The organism is Nonomuraea sp. CX421 (genome assembly GCF_059358955.1).
In genome coordinates, this window is record NZ_JCADBK010000034.1 from 15,631 (window position 1) to 40,292 (window position 24,662).

General features: G+C 70.2%; 23 protein-coding genes. 14 read left to right on the forward strand and 9 right to left on the reverse strand.

The genetic code is table 11. The annotated features are described in order from the left end of the window. Nucleotides 1-463: 463 nt before the first annotated feature. Both AC5L3X_RS36055 and AC5L3X_RS36060 read right to left on the reverse strand, forming a co-directional pair. Nucleotides 464-1,714, reverse strand: a complete 1,251-nt coding sequence (locus tag AC5L3X_RS36055) for a M23 family metallopeptidase (RefSeq protein WP_494863052.1) — start codon at nt 1,712-1,714, stop codon at nt 464-466. Between the two features lie 144 nt (nt 1,715-1,858). Next, complete coding sequence (locus tag AC5L3X_RS36060) at nt 1,859-3,181, reverse strand: MFS transporter (protein WP_494863054.1); 1,323 nt, start codon at nt 3,179-3,181, stop codon at nt 1,859-1,861. A 69-nt stretch (nt 3,182-3,250) separates the two neighbouring features. On the opposite strand from AC5L3X_RS36060, the gene AC5L3X_RS36065 reads away from it, so the two are divergent. From AC5L3X_RS36065 to AC5L3X_RS36090, 6 genes are all read left to right on the forward strand, one after another. Continuing rightward, nucleotides 3,251-3,865 (forward strand): ArsR/SmtB family transcription factor, encoded by a 615-nt coding sequence (locus AC5L3X_RS36065; RefSeq protein ID WP_494863056.1) that lies wholly within the window; start codon nt 3,251-3,253, stop codon nt 3,863-3,865. 293 nt (nt 3,866-4,158) lie between these two features. Further along, nucleotides 4,159-5,100 (forward strand): 30S ribosomal protein S2, encoded by a 942-nt coding sequence (rpsB, locus tag AC5L3X_RS36070; RefSeq protein ID WP_494863058.1) that lies wholly within the window; start codon nt 4,159-4,161, stop codon nt 5,098-5,100. Nucleotides 5,101-5,316: 216 nt separating this feature from the next. Continuing rightward, the gene (gene tsf / locus AC5L3X_RS36075; protein WP_189125114.1) at nt 5,317-6,150 is read left to right on the forward strand and encodes a translation elongation factor Ts; all 834 of its coding nucleotides are present in this window, start codon (nt 5,317-5,319) and stop codon (nt 6,148-6,150) included. A gap of 135 nt (nt 6,151-6,285) precedes the next feature. After that, nucleotides 6,286-6,984, forward strand: a complete 699-nt coding sequence (pyrH, locus tag AC5L3X_RS36080) for a UMP kinase (protein ID WP_225264232.1) — start codon at nt 6,286-6,288, stop codon at nt 6,982-6,984. Between the two features lie 40 nt (nt 6,985-7,024). Beyond that, on the forward strand, nt 7,025-7,582 hold the full coding sequence (frr, locus tag AC5L3X_RS36085) for a ribosome recycling factor (protein ID WP_189125112.1): 558 nt from the start codon (nt 7,025-7,027) through the stop codon (nt 7,580-7,582). A gap of 56 nt (nt 7,583-7,638) precedes the next feature. Continuing rightward, nucleotides 7,639-8,478: a phosphatidate cytidylyltransferase gene (locus AC5L3X_RS36090; RefSeq protein WP_494863060.1), complete on the forward strand. Its 840-nt coding sequence runs from the start codon at nt 7,639-7,641 to the stop codon at nt 8,476-8,478. On the opposite strand, the gene AC5L3X_RS36095 is transcribed toward AC5L3X_RS36090, so the two are convergent. After that, nucleotides 8,458-9,480 (reverse strand): suppressor of fused domain protein, encoded by a 1,023-nt coding sequence (locus AC5L3X_RS36095; RefSeq protein ID WP_189125110.1) that lies wholly within the window; start codon nt 9,478-9,480, stop codon nt 8,458-8,460. The genes AC5L3X_RS36090 and AC5L3X_RS36095 overlap by 21 nt on opposite strands. A gap of 131 nt (nt 9,481-9,611) precedes the next feature. On the opposite strand from AC5L3X_RS36095, the gene rlmN reads away from it, so the two are divergent. Beyond that, entirely contained in the window at nt 9,612-10,712 is a 1,101-nt protein-coding gene (rlmN, locus tag AC5L3X_RS36100; RefSeq protein WP_494863062.1) for a dual-specificity RNA methyltransferase RlmN, read from the forward strand. 359 nt (nt 10,713-11,071) lie between these two features. Next, nucleotides 11,072-11,593 carry a DivIVA domain-containing protein gene (locus AC5L3X_RS36105; protein WP_494863063.1) on the forward strand — a complete coding sequence of 174 codons (522 nt, stop codon included), beginning with the start codon at nt 11,072-11,074 and terminating at the stop codon, nt 11,591-11,593. A gap of 111 nt (nt 11,594-11,704) precedes the next feature. Here AC5L3X_RS36105 and AC5L3X_RS36110 read toward each other — a convergent pair whose 3' ends face one another. The 6 genes from AC5L3X_RS36110 to iolC form a co-directional block, all read right to left on the reverse strand. Beyond that, nucleotides 11,705-12,355, reverse strand: a complete 651-nt coding sequence (locus AC5L3X_RS36110; RefSeq protein WP_494863064.1) for an HAD family hydrolase — start codon at nt 12,353-12,355, stop codon at nt 11,705-11,707. A 140-nt stretch (nt 12,356-12,495) separates the two neighbouring features. Continuing rightward, nucleotides 12,496-13,509: an AI-2E family transporter gene (locus AC5L3X_RS36115; RefSeq protein ID WP_494863065.1), complete on the reverse strand. Its 1,014-nt coding sequence runs from the start codon at nt 13,507-13,509 to the stop codon at nt 12,496-12,498. 81 nt (nt 13,510-13,590) lie between these two features. Continuing rightward, nucleotides 13,591-15,447, reverse strand: a complete 1,857-nt coding sequence (gene iolD, locus AC5L3X_RS36120) for a 3D-(3,5/4)-trihydroxycyclohexane-1,2-dione acylhydrolase (decyclizing) (protein WP_494863067.1) — start codon at nt 15,445-15,447, stop codon at nt 13,591-13,593. Further along, nucleotides 15,444-16,298 (reverse strand): 5-deoxy-glucuronate isomerase, encoded by an 855-nt coding sequence (gene iolB / locus AC5L3X_RS36125; RefSeq protein WP_494863068.1) that lies wholly within the window; start codon nt 16,296-16,298, stop codon nt 15,444-15,446. The genes iolD and iolB overlap by 4 nt, the downstream gene beginning before the upstream one ends. A gap of 16 nt (nt 16,299-16,314) precedes the next feature. Next, entirely contained in the window at nt 16,315-17,220 is a 906-nt protein-coding gene (locus AC5L3X_RS36130) for a Cgl0159 family (beta/alpha)8-fold protein (RefSeq protein ID WP_494863069.1), read from the reverse strand. Then, nucleotides 17,217-18,140 (reverse strand): 5-dehydro-2-deoxygluconokinase, encoded by a 924-nt coding sequence (iolC, locus tag AC5L3X_RS36135; RefSeq protein ID WP_494863070.1) that lies wholly within the window; start codon nt 18,138-18,140, stop codon nt 17,217-17,219. The genes AC5L3X_RS36130 and iolC overlap by 4 nt, the downstream gene beginning before the upstream one ends. A 295-nt stretch (nt 18,141-18,435) precedes the next feature. Between iolC and AC5L3X_RS36140 the strand changes: the two genes are divergently transcribed. The 6 genes from AC5L3X_RS36140 to AC5L3X_RS36165 are packed head-to-tail and all read left to right on the forward strand — an operon-like array spanning nt 18,436 to nt 24,654. Further along, a complete protein-coding gene (locus AC5L3X_RS36140; protein WP_494863072.1) occupies nt 18,436-19,800 on the forward strand; it encodes an extracellular solute-binding protein in 1,365 nt (454 codons plus the stop codon). Further along, on the forward strand, nt 19,775-20,701 hold the full coding sequence (locus AC5L3X_RS36145; protein WP_494863073.1) for a carbohydrate ABC transporter permease: 927 nt from the start codon (nt 19,775-19,777) through the stop codon (nt 20,699-20,701). Before AC5L3X_RS36140 ends, AC5L3X_RS36145 begins: the two co-directional genes overlap by 26 nt. Continuing rightward, nucleotides 20,698-21,516, forward strand: a complete 819-nt coding sequence (locus tag AC5L3X_RS36150; RefSeq protein ID WP_189125099.1) for a carbohydrate ABC transporter permease — start codon at nt 20,698-20,700, stop codon at nt 21,514-21,516. Before AC5L3X_RS36145 ends, AC5L3X_RS36150 begins: the two co-directional genes overlap by 4 nt. After that, nucleotides 21,516-22,586, forward strand: a complete 1,071-nt coding sequence (locus tag AC5L3X_RS36155; RefSeq protein WP_494863075.1) for an ABC transporter ATP-binding protein — start codon at nt 21,516-21,518, stop codon at nt 22,584-22,586. Before AC5L3X_RS36150 ends, AC5L3X_RS36155 begins: the two co-directional genes overlap by 1 nt. After that, nucleotides 22,583-23,770, forward strand: a complete 1,188-nt coding sequence (locus AC5L3X_RS36160; protein WP_494863077.1) for a CehA/McbA family metallohydrolase — start codon at nt 22,583-22,585, stop codon at nt 23,768-23,770. The genes AC5L3X_RS36155 and AC5L3X_RS36160 overlap by 4 nt, the downstream gene beginning before the upstream one ends. Continuing rightward, nucleotides 23,761-24,654 (forward strand): TIM barrel protein, encoded by an 894-nt coding sequence (locus AC5L3X_RS36165; RefSeq protein ID WP_494863079.1) that lies wholly within the window; start codon nt 23,761-23,763, stop codon nt 24,652-24,654. Before AC5L3X_RS36160 ends, AC5L3X_RS36165 begins: the two co-directional genes overlap by 10 nt. Nucleotides 24,655-24,662 lie beyond the last annotated feature (8 nt).

The window sequence follows — 24,662 nt, forward strand, 5'->3', positions numbered from 1 at the left end:
CAGCCCGTGATCCCCGATGATCGCTTCAGGCATCCGGCTCTCGGAACATGGATAGATGTCGCCATCTCTGCGCTTGGCTGTGATGCTCGGCGGATGAGTGTGGGTTCTGGTGCGCATTTCGCGAAAGCGTGGCTTCCGGGATGGGGCCTGCTCTTTTCGCACGGGGCTGCGGGTTCGGGACACGCTACGGCCGCGTAGTGGCTGCCGGTAGGGCCTTCGCTACCGCAGATCAGGGTGTGGGCGGGCATGATCGGGTCCGGCTCGCGATGAAGACTCTGGTGTACCCACTCTCCAACCAGAGGTGTCCCTCCGCGTCGGACGCGGCAGGTCGCGTCCCGTCGAGTGGTGGATCGACGATCTCGCCATGCCTAGCCTACGCGGGCGAGCAGGGCTGAGCGGGCGCGAGGCTACGCCGGTCTGCGGGACTTCACCCTGTGGCGCTCGGAGCGCTGGGCGGAAAGGCTCAGGCGGAACGGTGTGATCGTGGGCGGGCGCGCTTCGGGGGTGGCCGCCTTCGGGGAGCCTTTCGGTGCTGGCCGCGTGCTGGGCTCAGCCTGCTCCTTCGACTCCGCCGGTGCAGGCATAGAAGTGTGATCAGGAGCAGGTTTCCGAGGAACACGGCGATCCCGAGGGCGGGGATCGCCGGCGTTGTCGTCGCGGACAGTGGCAGGAAGTGGTGACCCCGCTCGGCCGGAGAACGCGTGGGCAAGACCGAGGCGGGGGCTATGGGCCGTTCGGATGCCGATGGGAGAGCCGGCGTGGAGCGAAGAATGGCACTCTCGACCGATGCTGATGCCGATGCCGATGCCGAGACCGGTGCTGGTGCTGGTGCCGAGGCTGCTGGCGTTCGGGCCGGTGCGGGGGTTGGCTCTTGGAATGGCGTTGGAGTGGGGGCTGGCGCTCTTGTCGGCTCTCGGTATGGCGCTGGGGTTGAGCGCGGGGGTGAGGCTGCCGCCTGGAGGTGAAGGCGGGTCGGCTGTATGAGGGAACGGGCGTTGCCGGATGGGGGTGCTGATGGGGCGGTGCCTGTCGTCAGCGCGGTGGGCGACGGCTTGGGCAGGCGCTGTTCAGGGACCGGCGTGTCCCAGAAGGGGAGAAGGCGGACGTGGGCCTGCCCCAGGAGAAGGAGCGGATCAAGGTAGCGCGGCGGGCGCAGGAGCCCCCAGTGCAGGCAGGACTCCTGGCAGTGGCCCGGTGAGTCCTCGACGACGCCCAGCCGGTCTCCTGAGGCGACTCGCTGGCCAGGCAGCACTGCGGCGTCGATCGGAAGGTAGGTGGTGCGCAGGCCACCGGAGTGGTCTATGGACACCACGCCCCGGCCTGCGAGGGAGCCCGCGTAGCGGACCGTGCCCGCACCTGCGGCCAGGACCGGGGTGGCGGGTGGGGCGACCAGGTCGATGCCTCGATGACCAGCCAGCCAGGGGGCTGGAGGCGGGGTGAAGCGGCGCAGGAGGCGGGGTTTGCCGTCCAGGGGCCAGCGCCAGACCGGGCGGCCGGAGTCGGCGGCTGTGGCGCGCGTGGGCGCCGGAGACCGCGCCTCGATGGGCTCGATCATGCCCGCGGAGCCCGCTGTGGCTGGTCTCGCGCAGACGAGGCACGCGCCTGCCACGAGGACGACGATCGTGAGCGCTCTGGTTGCCGACGGCACGAGGCGCGGGTGCCGCCTCGCTGGGGGGTGCGAAGGCAGAGAGACGGACGGCTGGGATGTGGCCATGACGGGAGTTTGCAGAGGGGGCAAGGGGGCTGAGCGGGGTGAACGACATTCTGTGGACAAGGGTGTGCCAGATGGTGAGCCTGTGGACAAGTGGCCGCATCGTGGCGTCGGCAGGGGGCGGGTACGGTGCTGGAGCGAGCCGGATCAGGTCGTCGGCAGCGAGGCCGGTGGAGGCGCGTGGCGTGGGCGCAGAGGAGAGGCCCAGATCCAGATCGTGCTGAGGGCGATGCCGGCCGCGGAGACGAGAATGACGGGACGGATTCCGACGAGTTCGGCCAGCAGGCCGCCGGTCAGACCACCGAGGGCCAGCACCCCCTGCACGGCGAACGTCATAGTGGCGTTGACGCGGCCACGGAGCTCGGGGGAGGTCTCGCGCAGAACGATCGCTCCCATGCAGGTGGCGAAGGCGACCACGATGCCGCCCGTGACGAAGCCCGTGATGGCGAGCGCGGCCAGCTTCCACCAGAGCGGGCCGGTGAGCAGACCGACCGCGAGGATCTCGATCGGGAAGAACAGGACGGAGAAGAGGAGCACGCGGTTCTCGCCGTACTTCTTGGCCATGCGGGTGGTGATCCAGGCGCCGAGCAGGCCACCGAGGCCGCTCAGCGCGATGAGGACACCGATCAGGCCCTTGGGGATCTCCAGCGTGTTGATCATATAAAGCATGTAGACGGCCGTGTAGGTCATGGCGAAGAAGTTGATCGTCACGCCTGCGCCGAGCACCGCACGCAGGACGGGATGCGTGGCGCTGGTGTGGAGCCCTTCGACCACGTCCCGCCACATGCCGCGCGAGGGGGCGGGCTCGTTCTGTTCCGGGGTGCGGATGGAGCGCAGCAGCAGTGCCGACGTGAGGAACGACAGCGCCTCGGCCAGTACGGCGATCGGCGCCGTGAGGACCTGGACGAGCAGACCGGCCAGGCCCGGGCCGCCGACCGACGCGACGGAGTACGACGCCTGGAGACCGGCCATGGCCTCGGTCCGCTGGTGGGGGGCGACGACCGAGGCGACATGTGGAAAGTTCGCGGCCCGGAAGAGCACGCCGGCCGTGCCGATGACCAGAGCGACGACGACCAGCCAGAGGATGTTCAACACGCCGAAGAGCCAGGCCAGCGGTACGGCCAGGGCCGCGGCACACGAAATCAGCTCGCAGGCGATCATGAGCGGGCGATGCCGGATGAGCCGGTCCGCGATGGCGCCGGACTGCAGACCGAACAGCAGGGCCGGTACGAAGGCGGCGGCGGTGAGCACTCCCATCTCCGACGGGGACGCCGTCAGGAGCGTGACGGCGGTGAGGGGGATGGCCAGCTTCGACACCTCCGTCCCGGTGACGGAGATGGTCCGGGCGGTCCAGAGCAGGCGGTAGTCGCGCTGCTTGCGGAGAGGTGGCGGGGAGTCGCTGATGGGTGCGGAGACGGAGGCGTCGGCCGGAGCTGGAGATGGGCGGCGGTCGCGAAGAGGGCGCTTCATAGATGTGAAAGTAATCCTTCAGAGTTGTGAAGGCAATGCTTCACGTCCAACAGCGAGTACCTTGGGCGCATGACGCGGGAAAGGGAGAGCCTCAGCGACCCCAAGGCCATGCGGGCTCTGGCGCACCCCGCGAGGCTGGCGATCCTGAACAAGCTCAACGTGGGCGGAAGCGCCACGGCCACGGAGGTCGCCGAGATCGCTGGCATCACTCCCAGCGCGGCCAGTTATCACCTGCGCATGCTCGCAAAGTACGGCTTCGTGGAGGACGCCCCGGCTCGTGGGGACGGCAGGGAGCGGCTGTGGAGGTCCACGGACATGCCGCTCGTGATCGGAATGCTGCCCGACGACCAGCCGGAGGTGCGTGAGGCCAAGGGCCTGCTCATCCAGGCGGTCCGCAGGGAGGCCGAGGAGGAGGTGCGGCGTGTCCTGGCCGGTCATGACCGGGAGCCGAAGGAGTGGCGCGACGTGATCCGCTTCAATCGCACCCTCCTGAGAGTCGACGCCGCTGAGATGGCGTGGCTCAACGAGCAGATCGAGAAGCTGCTCCAGCCGTACGTCGCCCGTCACCGCAGCGAGGAAGCCGCACCGAGCGGAGCCAGGATCGCCGAGGCCCAGGTCAACCTCTTTCCCCACGCGGAGAGGATCGTGCCGGGCCTGCCCACCGAGGATCACGACGCCGGTTGAGCCCGAGTGCCCGGCCGGGACCCGTGCCTCAAGCGGGCCGTCCGAACAAGGCCGTCCAAACAAGGCGGGAGAGGCCGGCCGGACGGAGGCGGTCAGGTCGGGGCGGCGTGGGAGGTAGACTTTTCGATGGCCTGTGACCACAGGCCGACTTCGCATGCCCCGTGGTGGACCGCCCCTTCGGTCCGGGCCATGGCCCGGCTGGAGCGGTTCGGGGCATCAGGGCGGCAGCGACGGCTGCCGCGACACAACCGAGAATCGCGCCCGCAGGGCGCCCAGACCTGGAGGACCAGCACATGGCCCCCGTCGTCACCATGCGACAGCTGCTCGAGAGCGGCGTTCACTTCGGCCACCAGACTCGGCGCTGGAACCCGAAGATGAAGCGCTTCATCTTCACCGAGCGCAACGGCATCTACATCATCGACCTGCAGAAGTCGCTGTCCTACATCGACCGCGCCTACGACTTCGTCAAGGAGACCGTCGCCCACGGCGGCACGATCCTGTTCATCGGCACGAAGAAGCAGGCCCAGGAAGCGATCTCGGAGCAGGCGGCCCGCGTCGGCATGCCGTACGTCAACCAGCGCTGGCTGGGTGGCATGCTCACCAACTTCTCCACCGTGCACAAGAGGCTCCAGCGTCTGAAGGAGCTCGAGGAGCTCGACTTCGACAACGTCGCCGCCTCGGGGCTCACCAAGAAGGAGCTCCTCATGCGCCGGCGTGAGAAGGACAAGCTGGAGCGCACGCTCGGCGGCATCCGCGACATGGGCCGCGTGCCCAGCGCCGTGTGGATCGTCGACACCAAGAAGGAGCACATCGCGATCAGTGAGGCCAAGAAGCTTGGCATCCCGGTCGTCGCGATCCTTGACACCAACTGCGACCCCGACGAGGTCGACTACCCGATCCCGGGCAACGACGACGCCATCCGCGCCGTCGGCCTGCTGACCAGGGTCGTCGCCGACGGCGTCGCCGCCGGCCTGATGGCCCGCTCGGGCGCCGCCCGCGGTGACGAGAAGCCCGCCGCCGCCGAGCCGCTGGCCGAGTGGGAGCGCGAGCTCATCGAGCAGGGCACGGGCGAGCGCCCGGCCGCCGAGACGACCGCTTCCGAGGCCGCTCCGGTGGTCGAGGTCATCAGTGACGAGGCCCCGGCCGAGACTCAGGCTGAGGCTCCGGCTGAGGCTCCCGCCGAGGCTCCGGCTGAGGCGCCGAAGGCCGAGGGTGAGACCGAGCAGCAGGCCTGACGGGTTCGGGCCGAGCGTAAGCCGCCGCGCCCGCTCCGCGTTCCGGCCCTGGTGAGGGTCTGAGGCGCGGGTTCGGGCCGGCGGCCACAGGCTCGGGGCAGTCGGCCCGAGCAGGCCGAGGCTCCCCGTACGGAAAGCGCCGGCCGTTTCAACCGAGGGTGGGCGCCGGATCCCGGTGCCCACCCGATCCACGACGAAATCCCACAAGGAAAAAGCATGGCTTCCGTGAACATGGCCGACGTCAAGCGGCTTCGCGAGATCACCGCTGCCGGCATGATGGACTGCAAGAAGGCACTCGAGGAGTCCAGCGGCGACTTCGACCGCGCCATCGAGCTGCTGCGTCTCAAGGGCGCCAAGGACGTGGGCAAGCGCGAGGCGCGCACGGCCTCCAATGGCCTGGTCGCGCTCAAGCAGGACGGTGACTCCGCCGCGGCGCTGCTCGAGCTCAACTGCGAGACCGACTTCGTGGCGAAGGGCGAGCGTTTCCAGGAGCTGGCCGGCCAGGTCGTCGCGCACGTGCTGGCCACCAAGCCGGCCGACGTGCCGACGCTGCTCGACTCCTCCTTCGACGGCAAGACCGTCAAGGAGCACCTCGACATCGCCAACGCCGCGCTGGGCGAGAAGATCGAGATCCGCCGCTTCGCGGTGCTCGAGGGCGGCTACGTCGGCGCCTACATGCACCGCACCGACCCGGCGCTGCCGCCGGCCGTCGGCGTGCTCGTGCAGCTCGACAAGCCCAACGCCGAGGTGGCCAAGGACATCGCGCAGCACGCCGCGGCGATGGCCCCGCAGTACCTCAAGCCCGAGGCCGTCCCCGCCGACGTCGTCGAGAAGGAGCGCAAGCTCTTCGAGGAGATGACCCGCGAGGAAGGCAAGCCCGAGGCCGCCATCGGCAAGATCGTCGAGGGCCGGGTCAACGGCTGGTACAAGGACTTCACCCTGGTCCAGCAGGCTTTCGTCAAGGACAACAAGAAGACCGTGGGCAAGTACGCCGCCGAGAACGGCGTCGAGGTCCAGGCCTTCGTCCGCTTCAAGGTCGGTCAGGCTTAGGCTTGAGCAAGCTTCCAGCCCAACACACCGCCTAAGAAGGAGGCCGCCGCCGTGCAGGAGAATCAGGAGCCGGCCACGTCGGCGGCTTCTTCACACTCGAACCCACCGCAGAGTCCCCTGCGGTGGAAAAGAGTGATGCTGAAGCTGTCGGGTGAGGCATTCGCCGGTGGCGAGCCGCTGGGGATCGACCCGTTGGTGGTCGATCATCTGGCCGACTCGATCGCCGAGGCGGTGCGTGAGGGCGTGCAGGTCGCCGTCGTGGTCGGCGGGGGCAACATGTTCCGCGGCGCCGCGTTGTCAGAGCAGGGCATCGACCGGGCCCGTGCCGACTACATGGGCATGCTGGGCACGGTCATCAACTGCCTGGCCTTGCAGGACTTTCTGGAGAGGCGTGGCGTCGAGACCAGGGTCCAGACCGCCATCACGATGCAGCAGGTGGCTGAGCCGTTCCTGCCTCGCCGGGCGATCAGGCACCTGGAGAAGGGCCGCGTGGTCATCTTCGGCGCGGGGCTCGGTTCGCCGTTCTTCTCCACCGACACGGCCGCGTCCCAGCGGGCCCTGGAGATCGGTGCCGAGGCGCTGCTCAAGGGCACCCAGGTGGACGGCGTGTACGACTCCGATCCGCGCAAGAATCCCGACGCGGTGCGGTTCGACCACCTCGACTACGGCGAGGTGCTGATCCGCGACCTGCAGGTCATGGACGCCACCGCGATCAGCCTGTGCAAGGACAACGACCTGCCGATCGTCGTATTCGACCTGATGGGTGAGGGCAACATCCTGCGTGCGGTGCGCGGTGAGAAAATCGGCACGCTGGTGAGCCCCGCAGGCAAATAGGGAGCGAGCCCGATCGCCAGCCAGTAGACAGGGAGCCGCTGTGATCGACGAAACCCTCCTCGAAGCCGAGGACAAGATGGACAAGGCCGTGTCGGTCGCGAAGGAGGACTTCGCGGCCATTCGCACGGGCCGAGTCACCCCCTCCATGTTCAACAAGATCAATGCCGACTACTACGGTTCGCCGACCCCGATCCAGCAGTTGGCCTCGTTCCACGTGCCCGAGGCCCGCATGGTCATCATCCAGCCTTACGACAAGAGCTCGATGGCCGCGATCGAGAAGGCGATCCGCGACTCCGACCTGGGCGTCAACCCGGGCAACGACGGCGCGGTGATCCGGGTGTCGTTCCCCGAGCTCTCGGAGGAGCGGCGCAAGGAGTACATCAAGGTCGCCAGGAACAAGGGCGAGCACGCGAAGGTGTCCGTGCGCAACATCCGCCGCACCGCCAAGGAGATCCTCGACAAGATGATCAAGGATGGCGACGCGGGCGAGGACGAGATCCGGCGCGCGGAGAAGGAGCTCGACGACATCACCCAGAAGCACGTCGCCAAGATCGACGAGCTGCTGAAGCACAAGGAAGCCGAGCTGCTCGAGGTCTGAGCGGCCCGCCGCACGGCCCTCGCCTGATGGCGGGGGCCGTGGCATATGGAGAGACTGTGGAAGAACGTACGGCCGGCGGCAGCCCTGACGGCGGCAGCCGCGCCGGGCGCAACCTGCCCGCCGCGATCGCGGTGGGCGTGGTGCTGGGCGCACTGGTCATCGGCCCGCTCTACACGATCAAGGAGTTGTTTCTCCTGGTGGTCGTGGTGGCCGTGGGCATCGGGGTGCTGGAGCTGACCCGGGCGTTCGCCACCCGTGGCATCCGGGTGCCGGCGCCGGCCGTGCTGGCCGGGCTGGCGGCCATGGAGGCCAGCGCCTACTGGGGTGGCCCGGTCTGGCTGCTCGGCACGTTCGTGGTGTTCGTGTTCGTGACGCTGATCTGGCGGATGTTCGGCGAGGGCACCAGTGGTTACGTTCGTGACGCTTCGGCGTCGGTGTTCATCCTGGTGTATCCGGCGTTGCTGGCGGGGTTCGTGGGGTTGCTGCTGGCACCCGACGACGGCCGTGACCGGGTCATCGTCTTCATCGCGGTCACCGTCGCCAGCGACATCGGCGGTTACGTCGCGGGTGTGCTGTTCGGCAGGCACAAGCTTTCGGTGATCAGCCCGAAGAAGACCTGGGAGGGGCTCGCCGGTTCGGTCGTCGCGAGCACGGCCGTCGGCGCCTGGCTGGTCGTATGGTTGATGGGCGGCGCGATCTGGCAGGGTGCGCTGATCGGCGCGCTCGCCGCGCTGCTGGCGACCGTGGGCGACCTGATCGAGTCGATGATCAAGCGCGATCTCGACATCAAGGATCTGGGCTCGATCCTGCCCGGCCACGGCGGGCTGATGGACCGGCTCGACTCGCTGGTGACCACGCTCGTGCCGGTCTGGCTGCTAATGGCGTTGTTCTTCTAGCTCCTCGGCCGTGACGGGCGAGAGCCACAGCCACCGTACGGCCTCACCCCCGAACCCGAACCCTGACATATCCGGCATGTCGGAGGGGTCGGCCAGCATGAGCACCCCCGAGTATCCCGGCCCCAACGGGAACGTGGACGGCTCGTGATACCACTTCGCGGTGTGCCCGTGGCCGAGCCAGGTGACCGAGTGCCAGGGATACTGCGACAACCACACCAGCAGCAGCGCCGCGTCGCGCGGGTCTTGACGGGTGGCCACGGCCAGCTCGATCCGGGCGTACGCGCCGGGCTTGTCGAGCCACTGCTCGACCGTCGGCATCCGCTGGCAGCTCATGCCGACCGTGGACAGCACGGTGAAGTCGCGACCCTCTCGCGGCGGGCGTTCGGTGATGCCGACGGTCGGCAGCCGCTCGCCGCTCGCGTCCCAGTAGCGGTCCGCCGGGCCGAGCACCCGGTCGAGGTGTCCCATGACGAACTGCTGGAACGACGGCCACGCGCCGTCGCCGTGCCGCCAGCGCCAGTAGGACCGGGCGTTGGAGATGCGCGGCGCGAGCCCTTCGAGCGCCTCGGACAGCGCCCACGCGAACGGCGACTCGCCCACGGCGTCGCGCGCGTAGCCGGGCATGCCCCTGCTCATGTCGGCCCAGCCCGGGATCACCGCCAGCAGTTCGTCTTCCTCGTAGACGGCGACGCCGTCGCCTTCCTCGAACCAGAGCGCGGCTAGCCGGCCGAGCGGGCGGCGGCCCTCGGGGTGCGTGGTGCCGGTCCTCGGCATGAGCGGCGGACGGCCCGAATTGATCCTGGCCAGATCGATGACCGGGGGAGCGGGGCGGTGGTTGGCCAGCCACACGGCCCCGTGCACGGTGCCGTCGGGCGCGCACAGGTAGGCCACCGAGGCGTCCTCGTCGCGCTCGACCACGAGCATCCGGCTACCGTAGGGGTTGCCGGCGGTGAGGACGACCTCGGTCTGCCCCTCGCCAGACGCTGACCGGAAAATCGCCATACGAGTTGACTGTAGAGCCGTGGGCGTCCCCCATGCGAGCGAGATCGGCACCGGGAGCTCCGTGATGGAATGACACTTCCGGCCCGAGCGTTCACTACGCTGGTCCGTAACCCCGAGCAGAAGGCAGTCCCGTGTCCCAGCAGCCAGGCCAGCTCACCTTCGTCGCGCCGCGCAGGGCCAAGCCGGCCCGGCACCTGGCCGACCTGTCCATGGCCGACCGCCGTGTCGCGGTCACGGAGCTGGGCGAGAAGGCGTTCCGCGCCGACCAGCTGTCCCGCCACTACTTCGAGCGTCTGACCACCGACGTGGGGGCGATGACCGACCTGCCGGCCGCCTCCCGTGACAAGCTCGCCGCGTTGCTTCCCGAGCTGCTCACGCCGGTCAAGGAGCTCACCACCGACGGCGGCACCACGCGCAAGACGCTGTGGCGGCTGTTCGACGGAGCGTTGGTCGAGTCAGTGCTCATGCGCTACCCCGACCGCGCCACGATGTGCGTGTCGTCGCAGGCGGGCTGCGGCATGAACTGCCCGTTCTGCGCCACCGGCCAGGCCGGGCTGACCCGCAACATGTCCACCGCCGAAATCGTCGAGCAGGTGGTGTCGGGTGCCCGCGCGCTGGCGGCCGGTGAGGTGCCCGGCGGGCCGGGCCGGGTCAACAATGTGGTCTTCATGGGCATGGGCGAGCCGCTGGCCAACTACAAGCAGGTGATCGGCGCGGTGCGCCGCCTGGTGGAGCCGGCCCCCGACGGGCTCGGCATCTCCGCCCGCGGCGTCACGGTCTCCACGGTCGGCCTGGTCCCGGCGATCGGCAAGCTCGCCGACGAGGGCCTGCCGGTGACGCTCGCGCTGTCGCTGCACGCGCCCGACGACGAGTTGCGCGACACGCTGGTGCCCATCAACACGCGCTGGAAGGTGTCCGAGGTCCTCGGCGCGGCCTGGGACTACGCGGCCAGGACCAAGCGGCGGGTCTCGATCGAGTACGCCCTGATCAAGGACATCAACGACCAGGAATGGCGGGCCGACCTGCTCGGCAAGCTGGTCAAGAACAAACTGGTGCACGTCAACCTGATCCCGCTCAACCCAACCCCCGGCTCCAAGTGGACCGCCTCCCGGCCGGAGGACGAGCGCGCGTTCGTGCGCCGGCTGCAGTTCCACGGCGTCCCCGTCACGGTCCGCGACACCCGAGGTCGCGAGATCGACGGCGCCTGCGGGCAGCTCGCCGCGGCCGAGTGATCGCCGGCGCCTGAGGTCAGGGTACGACGCAGCGGACCGTACCGTCACCAGGGGCGGCCGGTCCGCGAGCGTGCCCGAGGTGGGCCTGCGCCCCGGTCGGCAGCCACGGCAGGGTGGACTTGCCGGTGCCGTTGACCTCGGTCGGTTCGTCCGGCTCACCCGGTAGGAGACGGGTGTGGACGTCTTTGATGACGTAACGTTCACGTCTTTGGTAGCGAAATGACACCTTGGACGGCCGCGTGGTGCTGTAACGGTATAAGGCGACTCGCTTTGTTGTGATGAAAGAGCCCCACAATAGAGACGGACCCCCGCACAATTCTGGAGGAGTGGGCTTGAACCGCTTTCCACGCGTCATGGGTATGCGTTCAGGCTATGACCCGGTCGACGTCGATGCCCTCATCGGGCGGATCGAGGCGACTCTGGGCAGGGGATCACGCGACGTCGAACCCGTGACCGCCGACGACGTGCGCCATGCGACGTTCCGTGCGAAGCGCGGCGGCTACCAGGAGACCGCGGTCGACTTCGCGCTGGAGGCGTTCGTGGTGGCCTTGGAGACGAAGGCCAGGAGTCCCGTACGGCTGGCCATGACCGAGCCGACCGGTGAGATGCTGCGTGAGCAGTGGTTCGAGACCCAGGCGGCGCGGGTCGAACGGGTGGGGTTCCGGCCCGGCCGGATGGGCACCGGCTACCACGAGGACGAGGTCGACGCCTTTCTCGACCGGATCGTGGCCACGCTGCGCGGCACCACCGACTACCCGGTGACGGCCAAGGAGGTGCGCGAGGCGAAGTTCTCCACGGTGCTGCTGAGGTCGGGCTACCTGATCGCCGACGTGGACACGTTCCTGGCCGGCATCGCCGACGTCCTGGAGCAGCGCGGCTGACCCGCTTCGCCCGACGGATCAGGCCGAACGCGACGACGGCGTCCGCGGGTCAGGCTGAGGCGGCGACGATGACGTCCGTGTCTGGCCGGATGCGGCGATGACGTCCGCGGGTCAGGCTGAGGCGGCGATGACCTCCACGAGCTCCGCGAGGCCGCGCAGGTCGGGGCGGATCTCCTGGAGGATCGACGGGTCCTCGGGGTGCTCGCCGAGGCGGTTGATCCAGACGCGGTCGATGCCCAGCCGGTGGGCGGGCACCAGGTCATGGGTGAAGCTCTGGGCCACGTGCACCCACCGTTCGGGCTGGTACGAGCGGCTGAAGGTGTCGAAGTGGGCGTGGGACGGCTTGTAGGCGCCGGCGTCCTCGGCGGTCACCACCGCGTCGAACCGTACCGGCAGCCGCCGCTGCGTCTGGCCGATCAGGTCGCGGTCGCAGTTGGTGAGCAGGGCCAGCCGCCAGCCGGCCTCGCGGAGCGCGGGGAGCTCGTCGCCGACGTCCGGGAAGACGGGCCAGTAGGGGAGCGTGGCGGCGAGCACAGAGGCGTCGTCGGGGCCGAGCGGCACCTTCTCCTCGGCGCAGGCCCGGCGCAGCGACTCGGCCAGCACCTCGCGGTAGCGCAGCCCCGGTGACTCGGCCTGCACCTCGTGCTCGTGCCTGCCGTAGGCGTCGAGCAGCCGGCGCCCATGGCCGGGCGCGATCAGGTCGGCGCTGGTCCAGATGCCGTGCCGCCAGTCGACCAGCGTGCCGAAACAGTCGAAAGTCACCCATCGCATGATGTCCATACTGGACCCGTGGCGATCTCCGTGCGACCCGTCGAGCCCGCTGATCTTCCCGAGGTGACCCGATCCTGACCACCTGCTGGGGGCCCGGCGGTGCGTTCCGGCCGAGCTGGACCGCATGCCGATCAGGCACGAGCCGGCGCGAGAGCTCCGCCTCCCAGGATGTCGCGGTTCCTGAGCAGGGCGACGATCACCGAGGCGACGGGCGCGGCCAGGAACGCCCCGGTGATCCCGGCGAGGAGGCTGCCCACGGCGATGGCCACGAGGATCACCGCACCGGGCAGGTCGAGGGCCCGCCCGTAGATCTGGGGCGCCAGCACGTGCCCCTCGATCTGCTGCACCAGCAGGGTCACCGCGACGACGATCAGCGCGATCAGCCAGCCTTTGGCCACGAACGCCACCACCGCGGCCAGCAACCCCGCCAGGAACGCGCCCACGACCGGCAGGAACGCGCCCACGAACGTCAGCACCGCGAGCGGCAGCGCGATCGGCACGCCCAGGATCCACAGGGCCAGCCCGATGAAGAACCCGTCGACCAGGCCCACCAGGGCCACGCCGCGGATGTAGCGGCCGACCACGTCGAAGATCAGCTCACCGGTGGCCCGGATCCGTCCCCGGGACGAGACCGGCATCAGCTCCAGCAGCCACTGGAAGAGCCGGTCGCCGCCGTGCACGAAGTAGATCGCCAGGATGAGGGCCAGCACGCTGCCGACGACGATCTCGCCTACGGTCCGCGCGCCGGTCAGCGCGGTGGTGGTGATCTGCTGCCCTCGCTTGGACACATAGTCGCCGGCCTGCGCGGCCAGGTGCTCGGTGTCGATGCCGAGCCGGGCGCCGATGCCCCGCAACTCCCGCAGCGCCTTGCCGAGGCTGTCGCTCATCTCGCTGATCCCGCTGACGGTGGGCGGGACGAGCAGCGCGATCAGCGCCGCGGCGAGCAGCAGCCCGCCGACGAAGACCGCCGTGGTGGCCAGCCCCCTGCCCAGGCCGCGCCTGCGCAGCCACCGCGCGGGGGGCAGCAGCAGAGCGGTGAAGAACACCCCGATGATGATCGACATGATCACGGTCTGCAGATGGACCACGCAGTAGATCGCCACCGCGATGATCGCGATCCAGCCGAGCGCGCGCCACGGCTTCATCGCCGCCTCCCCCCTGAGCCCGGAGGGAGGCGTTCCCCTTGACGATCTCCGGCAACCACCGAGCCGCCGGAAAGCCCTAGGTCAGGGCGGTGTGAGGCGGCGGTGCTGTCCCTGCTTGGCCGACTCGTACGCCGTGCGGGCGTCCTGGCCGGCCGGTGTGGTGGAGACCTCCGCCACGGGGACGTCCCACCATGCCTCCGACGACGGGGTGTCGAGGGTGGGATCGGCCCGGACGTAGACCACCGTGGTCTCCCCGGCCGCGCGCGCCGTGTCGAGCGCCTTGCGGAGCTCGGCCAGCGAGTCGGGACGCAGCACGGTCGCGCCGAGGCTCGCGGCGTTGGCCGCCAGGTCCACCGGCAGCGGCCCGCCGTCGTAGCGGCCGGTGCCGCGGAAGCCGTAGGACGTGCCCAGGCGTTCGGCGCCGACGCTCTCGGACAGGCGGCCGATCGAGGCGAAGCCGGAGTTGTCGACGAGGACCACGACCAGCTTGACGCCCTCGGAGACGGCGGTGACGAGCTCCTGGGCCATCATCAGGTAGGAGCCGTCGCCCACCATGACGAACACCTCGCGCTCGGGCGCCGCCAGCTTGACCCCGAGCCCGCCGGCGATCTCGTAGCCCATGCACGAGTAGCCGTACTCGACGTGGTAGGCGCCCGGACTGCTCGGCCGCCAGAGTTTGTGCAGGTCGCCCGGCATGGAGCCGGCGGCGCAGACCACCACCCCGTCGTCGCCGGCGGCCGCGTTGACGGCGCCGATCACGGCCGACTGCGGCAGCGGCGAGCCGTCCAGGGCGTAGGCGGCGTCGACCGTGGTGTCCCAGGCGCGGCTCAGCTCGGCGGCCTCGGACCGGTAGGCGCCGGAGGTGGCCCAGCCCGCGCACGCCCCGGACAGGTCGGCCAGGCCCTCCCTGGCGTCGGCCACGAGCTGCGCGCCCGACAGCTTGGCCGCGTCGAAGCCGGTGATGTTGAGGTTGACGAAGCGGGCGCCGGGCGCGAACAGCGAATAGGAGGCGGTGGTGAAGTCGCTGTAGCGGGTGCCGACTCCGATGACCAGGTCGGCCTGGCGGGCGAGCGCGTTGGCGGCGGTGGTGCCGGTGGCGCCCACGGCCCCCATGGCGAGCGGGTGCCCGTGGGGGAGCGCGCCCTTGCCCGCCTGGGTCTCGGCCACGGGGACGCCGTGGGTCTCGGCGAAGATCCGCAACTGCTCGGCGGCCTCGCTGTAGATCACGCCGCCGCCGGCCACGATGAGCGGCCGGGCGGCCGATCTGACCAGCTCGGCCGCCCGCGCCAGCGCGGCCCGCTCGGGGCCGGGGCGGGGGATGTGCCACACGCGTCGCGCGAACAGCTCCTCCGGCCAGTCGTACGCCTCGGCCTGGACGTCCTGGGGCAGCGCCAGCGTCACCGCGCCCGTCTCGGCCGGGTCGGTGAGCACCCGCATGGCGGCCAGCAGCGCGGACGGCAGTTGCTCAGGCCGGTTGATCCGGTCCCAGTAGCGGGAGACCGGCTTGAGGCAGTCGTTGACCGAGACGTCGTAGGAGCGGGGGTCCTCCAGCTCCTGGAGCACGGGGTTGGCCACGCGGGTGGCGAAGATGTCGCCGGGCAGCAGCAGCACCGGCAGCCGGTTGATCGTCGCGCCGGCCGCGCCGGTCACCATGTTGGTCGCGCCGGGGCCGATCGAAGTGGTGCAGGCCAGGGTGGACAGCCGGTTGGCGGCCCGCGCGTAGCCGGCGGCGGTGTGCACCATGGCCTGCTCGTTGCGGCTCAGGTGGTAGGGCAGGTCGGCGGTCGAGGTGGCGAGCGCCTGGCCGAGCCCGGCCACGTTGCCGTGGCCGAAGATGCCGAAGCAGCCGCCGAAGAACCGGCGCTCGGCGCCGTCGCGCTCGGTCCACTGCTCGGCCAGGAAGCGCACCACGGCTTGGGCGACGGTCAACCGGGTCATCGGGCCCTCCCGAACGGAACTCTGGGATCGATCTCCTGGCCCTCCCACGAGGAGCGGATCCAGGTGTGGCGGGGGTCGTCGCAGAACGCCATCGACCGCTCCTCGGCGGGGCCGGCCAGGACGTTCAGGTAGTAGAGGTCGTAGCCGGGCGCGGCCATCGAGGGGCCGTGATAGCCGTACGGCACCAGCACCACGTCACCGGAGGAGACCTCGGCGAGGGTGTCGATGTGGCCCCGCTCGGAGGTGTAGACGCGCTGGTAGCCCTGGCCTTGGCGGTCGACCTCGAAGTAGTAGATCTCCTCCAGCACGGCCTCGCCGTCGTGCGGGGTGTCGTGCTTGTGCGGGGGATAGGAGGACCAGTTGCCGCCGGGGGTGAGCACCTCGACGGCCATGAGCTTGTCGCACGCGAAGACGCCGGGGGCGCAGAAGTTGTTCACCTGGCGGGTGGCCTGGCCGGCGCCCCGGATCTCCACGGGCACCTCGGAGGCGGGCACGTGGCGGGGGGCCGACCGGCGGGTGGCCCGGGCCGACGGGAAGGCGATCCGTCCCCGGCCGGTCACCGTCACCTGCGTAGAAATCGGGATATAGGCGAAATCTGAGGGGCCGTCGAACACCGAGGCCCGCCCGGCCAGCTCCCAGCTCACGTCCGGTTCGCCCGCCGCCGAGCAGGTCACCGTGCACGAGCCGGACAGCGGGAGGACCAGCGTCTCCTCCTCGCCGGTGTCGAACGACACCTCATCGCCGTCGAGGTCGGCGACCCGCAGACCCGCATAGGTCCAGCCCGCCACGGCCGGGGTGATCTCCACCGACCACGGTCCGCGGGCCGTCTCGCCGTACTGAAGGTAGGTCATCGCATCTCCACTATGGTCACGGGCGCGCCTCCCGCACCAGGGCGGCGGCGCCGTCCACGACCGCCGCGACGTCGTCGTCCGCAGGGTAGAGCAGGGCGCGGCCGACCACGAGCCCGCGCACGCCGGGCAGGCGCAGCGCGCGGCCCCAGTCGGCGTAGGCGGCGTCGATGTCAGGCGGGTCGCCGCCGAGCAGCAGCGCGGGCAGCGTGGTCGCGGCCATGACGCGCTCCATCTCCGCGACGGCCGGAATCTTGAGCCAGGTGTAGGCCGAGGTGACGCCGAGCGCCTGCGCGACGCTGATCGACTTGATGACCGCCTCCGGCGACAGGTCGTTGCGCAGGACGCCGGTGTCGGAACGCAGCGACCAGAACGGCTCCACCATGGCCGTGAGCCGCCTGCGGGCCAGACTCGTCACCGCGTGGGCGCACGATTCGAGCGTCGCGACGGTGGCCGGGTCGCCCGGGTCGATGCGGCAGAGCATCTTGCCGCCGTCGAGGCCCATCGCGTCGATCGAGGCCGCGTCGAAGCCGGTGAACCGGTCGTCCAGCTCGAAGACGGAGCCCATCAGGCCGCCGCGGTTCATCGAGCCGAAGGCCAGCTTGCCGTCGAGCGCGCCGAGCAGCAGCAGGTCCTCCATCACGTCGGGCGAGGCGAGGATCCCGTCGACGCCCGGCCGCGACAGCGCCAGCCGCAGCCGGTCCAGCAGGTCGGTGCGGCTGGCCATGGCGAGCGGCCGGTCGCGCACGCCGAGCGCGGCCCGCGCGGGATGGTCGGCCGCGATGATCAGCAACCGCTCGCCCGCGCCCGGCAGGCCGCGCCGAGGCCTCCTGGCGGCGGCGAGCGCGATCTCCTCCGGTCGCGTCGCGCGGATGTCGGTGAGCCGCTCGTACGGTGACGTTCTGGGCAGCGTGATGTCACTCATAGCAGGGCCAGCACCTCGTCCGTGGTCGGCATGGCCTCGGCGCAGGCCAGGCGGGCGGCGACGTGCGCGCCCGCCGCGTTGGCGAACCGTACGGCCCGCTCCAGCGGCCATCCGCTGAGCAGCCCGTGGCAGAGCGCGCCGCCGAACGCGTCGCCCGCGCCCAGCCCGTTGACCACCTCCACGGCGACGGGCTCCACCACGACGTGCTCGTCCTTGCCGCGGGCCAGCACGCCGTCGGGGCCCATCTTGACGACGGCCACCTCCATGCCGGCGTCGAGCAGCGCCTGGGCGGCGGCCTCCGGCTCTCGGACGCCCACGGCGATCTCCACCTCGTCGAGGTTGCCGACGGCCACGTTGGCGTAGGGCAGGGCGTGGCGCACGGCCTGGCGGGCGGCCTCGGGCGACTCCCAGAGCATCGGCCGGTAGTCGAGGTCGAACACCGTCCAGCCCGAGGCGCGGGCCTCCAGGGCGGCGGTGTGGGCCGAACGGCTGGGCTCCTGGCTCAGGCCGGTGCCGGTGAACCAGAACACCCGGGCCTCGCTGATCGCGCCGAGATCGAGGGAGCCGGCGGTGACGCGCAGGTCGGGGGGATGCTCGCCGCGGTAGAAGTAGATCGGGAAGTGGTCGGGCGGGAAGATCTCACAGAAGGTCACCGGGGTCGGCGGTCCCTCGATCGTGGCCACGAAGGAGTCGTCCACGCCGAATCCCCGGATCGCCTGCCGTATCCACTCACCGAAGGGATCGGCTCCCACGGCGGTGATCACCGCGGCACGCACCCCGTGCCGTGCGGCCGCCACCGCGACGTTCGTCGGGCTGCCGCCGAGAAACTTGCCGAAGGTCTCGACATGGGCCAGGTCTACTCCCGTCTGCAACGGGTAGATGTCGACGCCGCAGCGGCCGATCGTGATCAAGTCGAACAACGCACCTCCAGGGACGGAGCCTTCGTGCACACTATGGCATATTGTCATGACATACGGATGTCCGCTATGTTACGAAGCGTCCCGGAACCGACGGCAAGCAAACCTGCAGGTCAGATCCGTACATATCACATGATGTCCGGACTGTTCGCGACCGCCGGTCGCCGAGTCGCAGCATGGAAGAACACTCCCGATATTCAGCCAGACCTTTACGTCATCCGCATGTCATGACATATTGGCTGAACTCCTGCCTTTTCGGACGTTTCGGAGGGTTTGAATGGGATTGCATAAAAGGCCGGTGGCTGTCGTCGCCGCGCTGGCCATATCGGGGTTAGGGCTCGTCGCCTGCGGCGAGTCGTCCGGCAGCGGGGACACGATCGAGCTGACGATCGCCCAGAACGCCATCGCGGGCGGCAAGAACGCCAGGTCGGCCGGCCACCTCACCGACTGGGTGATCCCCAAGTTCGTGGCGGCCCAGAAGGCCAAGGGCAAGGACGTCACGGTCAAGTTCGTTCCCAGCGGCGTCGACGACGAGCAGTACAAGACCAAGCTCTCCCTGGACCTGAAGTCAGGCAAGGGCGCGGACGTGATCGACATCGACGGCATCTGGGCCGGTGAGTTCGCCGAGGCGGGCTACATCAAGCCGCTGGCCGACGTGGTCGGCCCCGAGGCCGAGAGCTGGGACGGCTGGGCACAGATCCCCGAGGCCGTCCAGGGGCTGGCCACCTACAACGACAAGAAGTACGCCCTGCCGGTCGGCACCGACGGCCGGGTCCTCTACTTCAACAAGACCCTGTTCGGCAAGGCCGGGCTGCCGGCCGACTGGCAGCCGAAGAGCTGGCAGGAGGTGCTCGACGCGGGCGCCAAGCTCAAGTCGTCCGGCGTTCCGGTGCCGATCCAGATCAACGCGGGCACCGCGATGGGCGAGGCCACCTCGATGCAGGGCGTGCTGCCGCTGCTCGCGGGCGCGGGCGGCGAGCTCCAGCGCGACGGCAAGTGGATCGGCGCCGCGCAGCCGCTCAAGGACGCGCTCGGCCTCTACCAGAAGATCTACGGTGGCGGCCTCGGCGACCCCAAGCTCCAGCAGGAGGCCAAGGGCCGCGACAAGTCGTTCCAGCAGTTCGCCGAGGGCAAGATCGGCATCCTGATGGAGGGCGACTACTTCTGGCGTGGCGTCGTCAACCCCACCGACGGCGTGGCCAAGATGGCCGACCGCGACGAGGTCGTCGGTTACACCAAGATCCCGGCCATGGAGCCCGGCAAGGGAGTGCGCGGCCAGGACTTCGTCAGCATGTCGGGCGGCGCGCTGCGCACCGTCAACCCCAACAGCAAGCATCCGAAGGAAGCCTTCGAACTGCTCGCCTTCACCCTCTCGCCGGAGGCGCTGAAGGAGGAGACCAAGGACGGCAACGTGCGCATCACCCCGCGCACCGACGTCAACAAGGAGATCCTGGCCGGTCAGCCACTGCTGACGTACATCTCGGACGAGGTGCTGCCGCTGACGGCCTTCCGTCCGCCGGTGGCCGTCTACCCGCAGGTGTCGGCGGCCCTCCAGGAGGCGACGGCCGCCGTGGTCAGCGGCAAGACCCCTGACGAGGCCGCTGCCGGTTACCAGCAGAAGCTCGAAGGAATCGTCGGTGGCGCAGGCAACATCGCCTCCTGAGGTGCGCGACGACGCCCCTGCCCGCCGCTACAGCGTGGACGCGGCGGGCCTGGGCCGCCTGCGGGCGGGCGCCTTCGTGGCGCCCGCGCTGGCGCTCATCACGGTGTTCCTCGTGTTCCCCGCCCTCTGGGTCATCTACCTGGGGCTGATGAACTACCGGCTCACCGGCGTCGAGGCGGTCAACCCGAAGATCGTCGGGGCGGACAACTTCATCAAGGCGATCAGCGACCCCGCCTTCTGGGACTCCACCTGGCTGACCTTCCAGTTCGTGCTGGGCTCGGCGGTCATCGGGCAGGTCGTGCTCGGCTTCTCGATCGCCTGGATGCTGCGCGACCGGCGCGGGACGCTGAAGAGCGTGGTCGAGGGCCTGGTCATCCTGGCCTGGATCCTGCCCGGCGCCGTCGTGGCGTTCCTGTGGGTGGCCCTGCTCGACCGCGACAGCGGCACGCTCAACGCACTGCTCGGCATCCCGGGCTTCCCCTGGCTGCTCGACCACCCGATGCTGTCGATCATCATCTTCAACACCTGGCGCGGCACCGCGTTCTCGATGATGTTGTACGGCGCCGCGCTCGGGAACGTGCCGCCCTCGCACCTGGAGAGCGCCCGCCTGGCCGGGGCCTCCGGCTGGCAGCAACTGCGTGACGTGGTGTTCCCGCACATCAGAGGGCACATCCTGACCAACCTGCTGCTGATCAGCCTGTGGACGTTCAACGACTTCAGCCCCTTCCTGCTGACCGCGGGCGGCCCCGACGGCAAGTCCGAGGTGCTGGCCGTGCACGTCTACAAGGTCGCGCTCCAGGGCGGCGACCTCGGCTACGGCGCCGCGATCTCCACGATCATCCTGCTGATCAACCTGGTCGTGGCGGTGTTCTACCTGCGGCTGCTCAGGAGCAAGAAATGACACGGTTCGTCGCGGGCCGGATCGGCTTCTACACCCTGATCGCGGTGCTGCTGGCCTTCTTCACGATCCCGCTGCTGTGGCTGGCCACCGCGCCGTTCACCTCGGACCCGACGTACGAGGTCCGGATGCCGGACTTCACCTCCGAGAACTTCCAGATGATCATCGACCATCCGTACGCGCTCTGGTCGCTGGTCAACTCGCTGGTGCTGGCGGTCGGGACCGCCGTGCTCGTCGTGGTGCTGTCGGCGCTGGCCGCGTACGCGCTCAGCCGGGTACGGCTGCCGGGGCGCGACGCCCTGCTCTACGCGCTGCTGCTGCTCTCCTCGATCATCACCGGCACGGCCGCGATGGTGCCGCTCTTCCAGCTCGCCATCGAGCTGGGCCTGATCGACTCGCAGACCGGGCTGATCCTGATCCTGAGCGGCGGCCTGCTGCCTGCCGCGATCTTCATGATCAAGGACTTCATGGACTCCACGCCGAAGTCGTACGAGGAGTCGGCCCGGGTCTTCGGCGCCTCACCGCTGCAGATCGTCCGCCACGTGGTCGTCCCCCTGGTGCGGCCCGGCCTGGCGACGATCGCGGTCTGGACCATCGCCAACGTGTGGGGCAACTTCCTGATGCCCTTCCTGCTGCTCAGCGACGTCGAGAAGCAGCCCGCCGCGGTGATCATGTACACCCTCTACACCGAGGGCGGTCAGGCCAACCTCAAGGTGTTGTCCACCTTCGGCCTGCTGTACTCGGTCCCCGTGGTGCTCATGTACCTGTTCGTCAGCAAGAAGTACGGCTTCCGGTTCCACGGAGGGATCAAGCGGTAATGGCGGCAATCGAACTGCGAGGCCTGACCAAGGTCTACCCCGGTGGCGTGAAAGCGCTCGACTCGCTCGACCTGGTCATCCCCGACGGGGAGTTCTTCGCCCTGCTCGGCCCCTCCGGGTGCGGCAAGACGACCCTGCTGCGCACGCTCGCCGGGCTGGAGACCGCCACCGGCGGCTCGGTCGTCATCGGCGAGCGCGACGTCACCGGGATCCAGCCGGGGGCGCGGGACGTCGCGATGGTCTTCCAGGACTACGCGCTGTTCCCGCACATGAACGTCACCGACAACATCGCCTACCCGCTGCGCATCAAGAAGGTCGGCAAGGCCGAGCGGCAGCGGAAGGCCGCCGAGGTCGGCGCCCGCCTCGGCCTCGACCAGCTGATGGACCGTCGTCCCGGCCAGCTCTCCGGCGGCCAGCAGCAGCGTGTCGCGCTCGCCCGCGTCATGGCGACGCAGGCGCAGGCGTTCCTGTTCGACGAGCCGCTGTCCAACCTCGACGCCCGGCTCCGGCTGGAGGCCCGTACGTTCCTGAAGAAGCTCCAGCGCGAGCTGGGCGTCACCACCGTGTTCGTCACGCACGACCAGGCCGAGGCACTGGCCATGGCCGACCGGATGGCCATCATGGAGGCCGGTCTCATCCGGCAGATCGGCACGCCCGCCGAGGTGTTCCAGCGGCCGGCCAACACGTTCGTCGCCGCCTTCATCGGATCCACGCCCATGAACCTGCTGGACGCCGCCGTCCGCGGTGACACTCTGGAAGTGGCCGGGTGCAAGGTGCCCGTCCCGGTGTCGGCCGAGGGGCTGCTGACCGAGGGCGAGCGCCTGGTGTACGGCGTGCGGCCCGAGTACACCACCTACTCGGCCGAGCCCGCCGAAGGCTCCCTGGGAGGGAGGGTGTCGATCGTGGAGAACCTGGGCGCGTCCCACTTGGTGACGCTGGAGGTCAACGACGTGGCCGTGCAGGCCGTCGTGCCCGAGGGCGACGAGCCGGCGGTCGGCGACGAGGGCTTCGCCGCGCCCCGGCGCGACCGCGCCCTCGTCTACCGCGACGGTGAGCTGGTGTCGGCGTGAACGTGATCCGGGGGAGCTGGAGCCTGGACGACCGGCTGGAGCGGATCCTGCGGGAGGTGTCCTTCGAGGTGCCCGCCGGCGCCGAGGCCGTCACCGTACGGCTGCGCTACGACCGGTCGGCAGGCGTGCTCGACCTCGGCTGCGGCGACCCCGAGGGGTTCCGCGGCTGGTCGGGCGGCGCCCGCGACGCATACACGATCACCGCCGACTGGGCCACGCCCGGCTACCTGCCGGGGCCGGTGCGGGAGGGCACCTGGCAGGTCTGGCTGCGGCTGCACCGGGTGCCGCCGCAGGGGCTCGACTACACGCTGGAGATCGTCACCGCCTCCGCGCCTCCGCCGCGCCCGGCCACCGAGGAGCCGCCGGCCGGGGAGCGCCCGCCGCGCCGCGACATCCCCGACCTCGACGGCCTTCGCTGGTACGCCGGCGACTTCCACGCGCACACCCTGCACAGCGACGGCTCACTGACCGTCTCCGAGCTCGCCGCGCTGGCCAGGGGCCGCGGCCTGGACTTCCTGGCCGTCACCGACCACAACACCGTCAGCCACCACCCCGAGCTGACCGAGGTCGACCGGGGCATCACGCTGCTGCCCGGCCAGGAGGTCACCACCGACCGCGGCCACGCCAACGTGTTCGGCGACGTCGGCTGGGTCGACTTCCGGCAGCCCGCCGACTCGTGGGTGCGGCACGCGGCTCGCGAGGGCGGTCTCGTCTCCATCAACCACCCGCTGGGCGCCGACTGCGCCTGGCTGCAGCCGGTGACCGAACGTCCCCGCATCGCCGAGGTCTGGCACTCCGGCTGGTGGGACCGGCGCTGGGGCGCGCCGCTGGCCTGGGCCGACGCCTGGCACGACGACCTGGTGGCGATCGGCGCCAGCGACTTTCACCGGCCAGGCTCCGACGGCCTGCCCGGCTCGCCCACCACCTGGGTGCTGGCCGCCGACCCTGGTCTGGTCTTCGACGCCGTCTCCGCCGGACGCACCGCGATCTCGGCGGGCCCCGGTGAGCCGCTGCTGCTCCGGCTGGGCGACGAGCTGCTCGCCCTGGACGCCGACGGCCTGGTCCTGGTCCGCCCCGGCGGCGCCCGCCAGGTGATCCGGGGAGACCGGGTGCTGGTGCCCGCCGGGCCGGGCCGGCACCGTCTGGAAACCTACGAGAACGAGGTGATGGCGCTGTGCGCGTGACGAGTGTCGCCAACGCTCCGGTGAGTTTCGGGGTGTTCGAGCTGAGCGACGGGCCGCCGCCGCTGACCGCCGGCGAGATGGTGCGCGCCATCGCCGACGCCGGCTACGCGGGCATCGACCTGGGCCCCGTCGGCTATCTGGGCACCGGTGACGCGCTGGTCGAGCGGCTCGACGGGCTGCTGCTGGCCGGCGGCTGGGCCGACCTGCCCTACCACGACCCCGGCGCGTTCAGGGAGAGGCTGCCCACGCTCGACGCGACGCTCGACGTCTTCGCCGCGGCCCCCGCCGCCCCCGAGCACCTGGCACCGCGGCCGACGCTCGGCTGCTCGGGCTCGCCCGCGCGGTTCGCCCGGCCCGGCGGGAACGCTCCCGGGCTGGAGGCCGGCGAGTGGGCGGGCTACGCCGCCCGCGTCCAGGAGGCGGCCGACCGCTGCCGCGAGCGCGGCTTCGAGCCCGCCTTCCACCACCACCTCGGCACCTACGTCGAGACGCCGGACGAGGTCGAACGGCTGCTGGAGCTGACCGACGTGCCGCTCTGCCTCGACACCGGTCACCTGCTGGTCGCCGGCGGCGACCCGGTGACCGCGCTGCGCGACTGGGCGAGCCGGATCGGCCACGTGCACATCAAGGACGGCGACCGGAGCATCCTCGCCCAGGCGCTCGCCGACGGAGTGGACCTGCGCGAGCTGATGGGACGCGGCGGCTTCGCCTCCCTCGGCGAGGGCGAGCTGGACCTGCCGGGCGTGGTCCGCGCGCTGGACGAGATCGGCTACCAGGGCTGGGTCATCGTCGAGCAGGACACGCTGCCCGGCCGCCGCTCGGTCGAACAGAACATCGCCGACCAGGTCGCCAACCGCGAGAAGCTGAGAGAGCTGGGACTATGACACCACGC

Coding starts and splice junctions, on each gene's coding strand:
- iolB (WP_494863068.1), bottom strand. CDS start 16,298: ATGACCTACCTTCAGTACGGCGAGACGGCCCGCGGACCGTGGTCGGTG.
- AC5L3X_RS36105 (WP_494863063.1), top strand. CDS start 11,072: ATGCGTTCAGGCTATGACCCGGTCGACGTCGATGCCCTCATCGGGCGG.
- rpsB (WP_494863058.1), top strand. CDS start 4,159: ATGGCCCCCGTCGTCACCATGCGACAGCTGCTCGAGAGCGGCGTTCAC.
- AC5L3X_RS36055 (WP_494863052.1), bottom strand. CDS start 1,714: ATGGCCACATCCCAGCCGTCCGTCTCTCTGCCTTCGCACCCCCCAGCG.
- iolD (WP_494863067.1), bottom strand. CDS start 15,447: ATGACCCGGTTGACCGTCGCCCAAGCCGTGGTGCGCTTCCTGGCCGAG.
- AC5L3X_RS36065 (WP_494863056.1), top strand. CDS start 3,251: ATGACGCGGGAAAGGGAGAGCCTCAGCGACCCCAAGGCCATGCGGGCT.
- pyrH (WP_225264232.1), top strand. CDS start 6,286: ATGCTGAAGCTGTCGGGTGAGGCATTCGCCGGTGGCGAGCCGCTGGGG.
- AC5L3X_RS36060 (WP_494863054.1), bottom strand. CDS start 3,181: ATGAAGCGCCCTCTTCGCGACCGCCGCCCATCTCCAGCTCCGGCCGAC.
- tsf (WP_189125114.1), top strand. CDS start 5,317: ATGGCTTCCGTGAACATGGCCGACGTCAAGCGGCTTCGCGAGATCACC.
- AC5L3X_RS36130 (WP_494863069.1), bottom strand. CDS start 17,220: ATGAGTGACATCACGCTGCCCAGAACGTCACCGTACGAGCGGCTCACC.
- AC5L3X_RS36155 (WP_494863075.1), top strand. CDS start 21,516: ATGGCGGCAATCGAACTGCGAGGCCTGACCAAGGTCTACCCCGGTGGC.
- AC5L3X_RS36150 (WP_189125099.1), top strand. CDS start 20,698: ATGACACGGTTCGTCGCGGGCCGGATCGGCTTCTACACCCTGATCGCG.
- AC5L3X_RS36095 (WP_189125110.1), bottom strand. CDS start 9,480: ATGGCGATTTTCCGGTCAGCGTCTGGCGAGGGGCAGACCGAGGTCGTC.
- AC5L3X_RS36115 (WP_494863065.1), bottom strand. CDS start 13,509: ATGAAGCCGTGGCGCGCGCTCGGCTGGATCGCGATCATCGCGGTGGCG.